Raw genomic sequence first — 5,030 nt, 5'->3', positions numbered from 1 at the left:
CGACCTAACCCCCCGTGGCCCCCCCCCAACCCCAGATGGGGGCCCCGCCGGGGCCCGGCGGCCCCCTGCGGCACCACCGTTTGCCGACCGGGGGGGGGCCCGCCGCCGGTTTGCCCGCCCCACCACCAAAAGGGGTGAACGGTCGTAACTTTCCCGTGCGGGTCGCGTTCTGTCGCGCTAGGAGATCAAGCGGACACGGATCGTCATGCCGCGGCCGGCTCCCGTCGCCGGGACCGGCGTCGCGCCGCGGCCTCCGGGGCGAACGCGGGTACGGCGGCCGGACAGCGGGTGCTGGAACACCGTGGCGGCCTGCCCGCCGCGCAGCCGCCGCGATGCCTCGCCGGAGGCCCGCCGCACGTCGATGCCGGCCGCCATCCGGGCCTTGCATCCGCGCGCCCACGCCGCGGTGCAGGCCGAGCGGCGCGTACGCCACGGTCGACTTGCCGCAGCCGGACTCATCGACCAGGGCCGGGACGACGCGCCGTTACGGACGGACGGAGAGGCCGTCGAAGGCCCGCAGGGCGCCGAAGTCCGCGCTCAACCCCCCGGATACGCCCAGGCGTTGGTGCGGCAGCGGATGCCGTCGTGATCGAGGAACTTGGTCTGCTGCTGCATGACCGGTGCGAGGTCACCGTCCTTGTCGCAGGTGACATGGCCGTAGCCGAGGCGGTGGCCGATCTCGTGGTTGATCAGCATCTGCCGGTAGGCGTGGATCTTGCTGTCACCGTAGGTCTCCGAGCCCCGCGCCCACCGGTAGGCGTTGATCATCACGCGATCGGTCGCGGCCGAATCGCAGGAGACGTTGTCCTCGGTGGTGTCCAGACCCGACTTGGCGCACCAGTCGGCGGTCGTGCCGGGGCTGGCGAGTGTGATCACGAAGTCGGGCTTGCCGGAGTAGATGCGCTCGAAGGTACGCGCGCCGTTGTGGGCCCAGCTGCGCTGGTCGTTGAGCGTCCTCTGCACGGCCTCGGCGAACAGCGCACCGTCCAGTCCGAGCCCCTGCTCCACGTCCACACGGTAGGTGAACTTCTGCCCGGCACCCGGCGCCTCGGCGATGCCGGGAACGGCGTCGAACTTCCCGGATCCCCTGAGCTCGGCATCGAGCGGGTACGTCTTGCCCATCTTCTCGTCGTACGTCAGCGGCGTGGCCTCGGGGGCGGGCGCGCGGCCGTCCGCGCGGGACGCGGAGTCCCGGACGTCGCGGGTCTGGTCGGTGGCGGACTGCGACTGCGCGCCGGCGCCGCCGGGGTCGTCGGCGACCTGGCCGGCGACGACGACGGCCAGCACGGTGGTGACGGCCGCGGCCGCGATGCCGGTGAAGGCACGCCCCTTGCCGCCCCTGCCCGGCACGGGCGTACCGGTCGGCCCCGCGTCGTCGTGACCGCCGGACCCGGAGCTCTCCGGGGCGCCGACGCTCCAGTCCGTGACGGAGGCGTAGGCGTCCGCGGCGTGCGCGGAGGCGGGCGTGCGGGGCGCGAAGACGTCGTCCTCCTCGTCGACGAAGGCATCGAGATAGTCCTGCCGCGGCCCGGGCACGGATGCCCGGCGCTGCCGCGGTATCGGAACACCGACGCCTGCGGGCCCCCCGCCGTTCCCTCTCGACTCACCCCAGCCGCCGCCGGCTTCCCGCTGCTCGGGATGCCCGCCACGAGCTTGCGGGACACCGTGCGCGGGGGTGCCGTCGGGAAGCCGCGGTACACCGCGCGGCGGCGTACCGCCGGCGAAGCGGGGCACCCCGTGCGCGGGGGTGCCGTCCGGCAGCCGGGGGCCGCCCCGCACGGGAGTCCCGTCGGCAAACCCCGGCACCCCCCTGGCCGCGGTCCCGTCCGGCGATCGGGGAACACCCTGCCCGGGAGTCCCGTCCGGCGGCCGGGGAACACCCCGCGCCGGGGTCCCGTCGGCAAGGCGGGGCACCCCACGCACCGGTGTGCCGTCGGGCAGGCGCGGGACGCCCTGGGCCGGCGCGCCGTCCGGGTGCCAGCCGTCGGGCAGGCGCGGCATGCCGTGCGGCGGCGTTCCGTCCATCGGCTCGGGCCGCGGCCCGGGCATCCTGCGCGGGCCCTGCGACGACCAGCCGCCCTGCGGGGCACCGGGCGGTGCGGTCCGGGCTCCCCGGCCGGCGTCCGGCGCCTGGCCCTGGCCCGTCCTCTGACCCTGCGCGGATCCGGTCCGGCCGCCCCGTACTGCGGTCGTGTCCGCGCTGTCGCTCTTGGCGACCGGCCCACGGCGGCTGTGGCGTCCCACGTCGCGCCTCAGCCCCCCATGCTCTCGTCGGTGCCTTCTCTGTCGACGGCGTCGCCCCCGGTGTCCGCCCGGCCGGCCCGCCTCGCCCGCTGTGCGCCCAACTCTCCCGCGTCCTCGAGAAGTTCACGAAACGCCAGGGCCACGGTCTCCGGGTACTCCATCATCGCCACATGTCCCGCATCGGGCAACGTCACCAGCCGGGAGTCACGGAAGGCCCGGGCTGCCTTCTGCGCCATGCGGAAGCCGACGAGCTGGTCGCGGCCGCCGTAGACGAGGAGGGTGGGCGCGAGAACCCGTTCGGCCTGACGCCACAGCCCCTGCTGGCCGCCCAGCGTGTACGCGTTGACGATCCCGCGCGCGGAGCGGGCCATCGCGTCCCAGAAGTACGGCAGCCGCAGCCGCCGCTCCATCTCCTGCACGGCGTTGCGGAATCCTTCCGGCGTCACCCGCCCTGGATCCCCGTAACACAGCGCCATCACGCCACGGACCCGCTGCTCCGCCGTCCACTCCCGGGTGAGCCGGGTGAAGAGCAGGGCGACGCCCGGCACCGCCAGCAGCCCCGTGGGCACGGCGGCGCGCTGCACTCGGATTTCCGGCAGAGCGGGCGACACAAGCGTGAGCGTACGGACCAGATCGGGCCGGACCGCGGCGACACGGGTGGTGACGGCGCCACCGAGCGAGTTCCCGAACAGGTGCACGGGACCGCGTCCGGAGGCGTCGAGGTACCGGATGACCGCGCGCGCGTGCGCCGTGACGGAGTAGTTGCCGTCGTCCGGCGGCGGGGAGTCACCGAAGCCCGGCAGGTCGAGGGCCTCGCCGTCGACGTAGCCGTCCAGCAGCGCCATCAGCGCCGACCAGTTCTGCGAGGAGCCGCCGAGTCCGTGCACGTACAGCGCGGGCGCCAGCCCCTGGCGCGCGGGAGGTCGCGACCGGACCGTCAGCGTGACCCCGGGCAGCTCGACCGACCGCAGGTGCTCACCCTCCGCGACCCGGACGGTCCCCACCTTCGGCAGCACGTTGGCGGGCGGCACGAACGGCAGCTCGGTCGAAGACATGCGGCAATGTTACGAGACGATCACGCGGTGACTCATGTGTTCGGCTGTGTTCGCCGTCACAGGGATCGGCCAGTTGAGACGGCGGAAGAGGAGGCACCCGAGCGCCCGTGGGTAGCAGTCAACGGGATGAGCAGTGCGTCACGTCCCGGACGCGGATCGCATAGCGTCCGGATCGGGTGTCTCCTAGGCTCGTACAGAGGGCACCCGCGTGTGGCCCCTGCATTCCCAGGGACGTTCGTAGGAAGGGAGCCCAGCATGGCCGTAGACCCCACCGACCCGGAGACGTTCGAGGCCGAGGACGAGCAGGACGAGCGGGAGATCGACGTCGAGGCCCCCGAGGTCGACGCGGCCGAGCAGCAGGCGGACATCACGCCGGACCGCGACGACCCGCTGACCGACGTCGATCCGGATCGCGCCAACGAGGCCGACCTGGCGGAGCAGGCCCGGATCGTCTCGCTCGACGAGGACGACTACCGGTGACACTCGCCGCCGACGGGCGCCGGGCAACTCCACCGAACAGGAAAGAGGCAGGATTTTGCCCGCTCTGACCCTGTTTGAAACCTTCGCAACCGCTTTCGTAACCGTCCAGTCCGTGAAATTCTGCGCTCTCACCGCGCACACCACGGTTACCGAAAAGTACGATAGCGACGCGGCCAGATCCGCACGTGGACGACTATGGGAGGCGGCGTGACAGCCATCGAGCAGACAGAGGCGGTTCGCCCGCGGGGCACACGCCTGCCGCGCCGTGCCCGACGCAACCAGCTCCTGGGCGCCGCCCAGGAGGTCTTCGTGGCCCAGGGCTACCACGCGGCCGCGATGGACGACATCGCGGAGCGCGCGGGCGTCAGCAAGCCGGTGCTCTACCAGCACTTCCCGGGCAAGCTCGACCTCTATCTCGCACTGCTGGACCAGCACTGCGAGTCGCTCATCCAGTCCGTACGCAACGCGCTCGCGTCGACGACCGACAACAAGCAGCGCGTCCGGGCGACGATGGACGCCTACTTCGCCTACGTCGAGGACGACGGCGGCGCCTTCCGCCTGGTCTTCGAGTCGGACCTGACGAACGAGCCCGCCGTGCGCGAGCGCGTCGACAAGGTCACGAACGAGTGCGCGGAGGCGATCTGCGACGTCATCGCCGAGGACACCGGCCTGTCGCGCGCGGAGTCGATGCTGCTCGCCTCTGGCCTGGGCGGCCTCGCCCAGGTGGTGGCGCGCTCCTGGCTGCACAGCGACCGCAGCGTGCCGCGCGACCAGGCCGTGCAGTTGCTCACCTCGCTGGCGTGGCGCGGTATCGCGGGCTTCCCGCTGCACGGCATGGACCAGCCGCACCACTGAGGGTGCCTTGTTCCCGCCCGGTGTTCGCTCGTGGCGTTCTCGGGCGGAGCATGTACGTCCCCTCACCGGGCTAATGTGTGCTGCGTACGGCGCGGAAGGTCGCGCACATCACTGACCGTCGGAGGGACATAGCCGTGGAGGTCAAGATCGGCGTGCAGCACGCGCCCCGCGAGATCGTTCTGGAGAGCGGTCAGACCGCCGAGGAGGTCGAGCGCGTGGTCGCCGAGGCGCTGGCCGGGAAGTCGCAGCTGCTGAGCCTCGTGGACGAGCACGGCCGCAAGCTCCTCGTCCCGGCCGACCGTCTCGCGTACGTCGAGATCGGTGAGCCGGCCCCGCGCAAGGTGGGCTTCGGCGCGCTGTAGGCGCATGCGCGAAGGGGGCGGGACGGCTGTCGGC

General features: G+C 72.7%; 6 protein-coding genes. 3 read left to right on the top strand and 3 right to left on the bottom strand.

Going from position 1 to position 5,030, the window contains the following annotated elements:
- Positions 1 to 177: 177 nt before the first annotated feature.
- The 3 genes from ACFU3E_RS37615 to ACFU3E_RS37605 all read right to left on the bottom strand — a co-directional run bounded on the left by ACFU3E_RS37615 (position 178) and on the right by ACFU3E_RS37605 (position 3,299).
- Positions 178 to 375, bottom strand: coding sequence for a hypothetical protein (locus ACFU3E_RS37615; protein ID WP_384169079.1), 198 nt, complete (start codon positions 373 to 375; stop codon positions 178 to 180).
- Positions 376 to 537: 162 nt separating this feature from the next.
- The gene (locus tag ACFU3E_RS37610) at positions 538 to 2,244 is read right to left on the bottom strand and encodes a DUF3152 domain-containing protein (protein ID WP_384169076.1); all 1,707 of its coding nucleotides are present in this window, start codon (positions 2,242 to 2,244) and stop codon (positions 538 to 540) included.
- A gap of 8 nt (positions 2,245 to 2,252) precedes the next feature.
- On the bottom strand, positions 2,253 to 3,299 hold the full coding sequence (locus ACFU3E_RS37605; RefSeq protein ID WP_384169073.1) for an alpha/beta fold hydrolase: 1,047 nt from the start codon (positions 3,297 to 3,299) through the stop codon (positions 2,253 to 2,255).
- Positions 3,300 to 3,554: 255 nt separating this feature from the next.
- Here ACFU3E_RS37605 and ACFU3E_RS37600 point away from each other — a divergent pair, with 255 nt between their 5' ends.
- The 3 genes from ACFU3E_RS37600 (at position 3,555) to ACFU3E_RS37590 (ending at position 4,996) form a co-directional block, all read left to right on the top strand.
- Positions 3,555 to 3,779, top strand: a complete 225-nt coding sequence (locus ACFU3E_RS37600) for a hypothetical protein (RefSeq protein WP_384169070.1) — start codon at positions 3,555 to 3,557, stop codon at positions 3,777 to 3,779.
- 207 nt (positions 3,780 to 3,986) lie between these two features.
- A complete protein-coding gene (locus ACFU3E_RS37595; protein ID WP_031132394.1) occupies positions 3,987 to 4,634 on the top strand; it encodes a TetR/AcrR family transcriptional regulator in 648 nt (215 codons plus the stop codon).
- A 134-nt stretch (positions 4,635 to 4,768) separates the two neighbouring features.
- Positions 4,769 to 4,996: a DUF3107 domain-containing protein gene (locus tag ACFU3E_RS37590; protein ID WP_030854792.1), complete on the top strand. Its 228-nt coding sequence runs from the start codon at positions 4,769 to 4,771 to the stop codon at positions 4,994 to 4,996.
- Positions 4,997 to 5,030 lie beyond the last annotated feature (34 nt).

This window comes from Streptomyces sp. NPDC057424, assembly GCF_042803315.1.
GTDB lineage: Bacteria > Actinomycetota > Actinomycetes > Streptomycetales > Streptomycetaceae > Streptomyces.
Note: the sequence above shows the minus strand (reverse complement) of the source record. Positions and strands in the feature narration are given on the sequence as shown.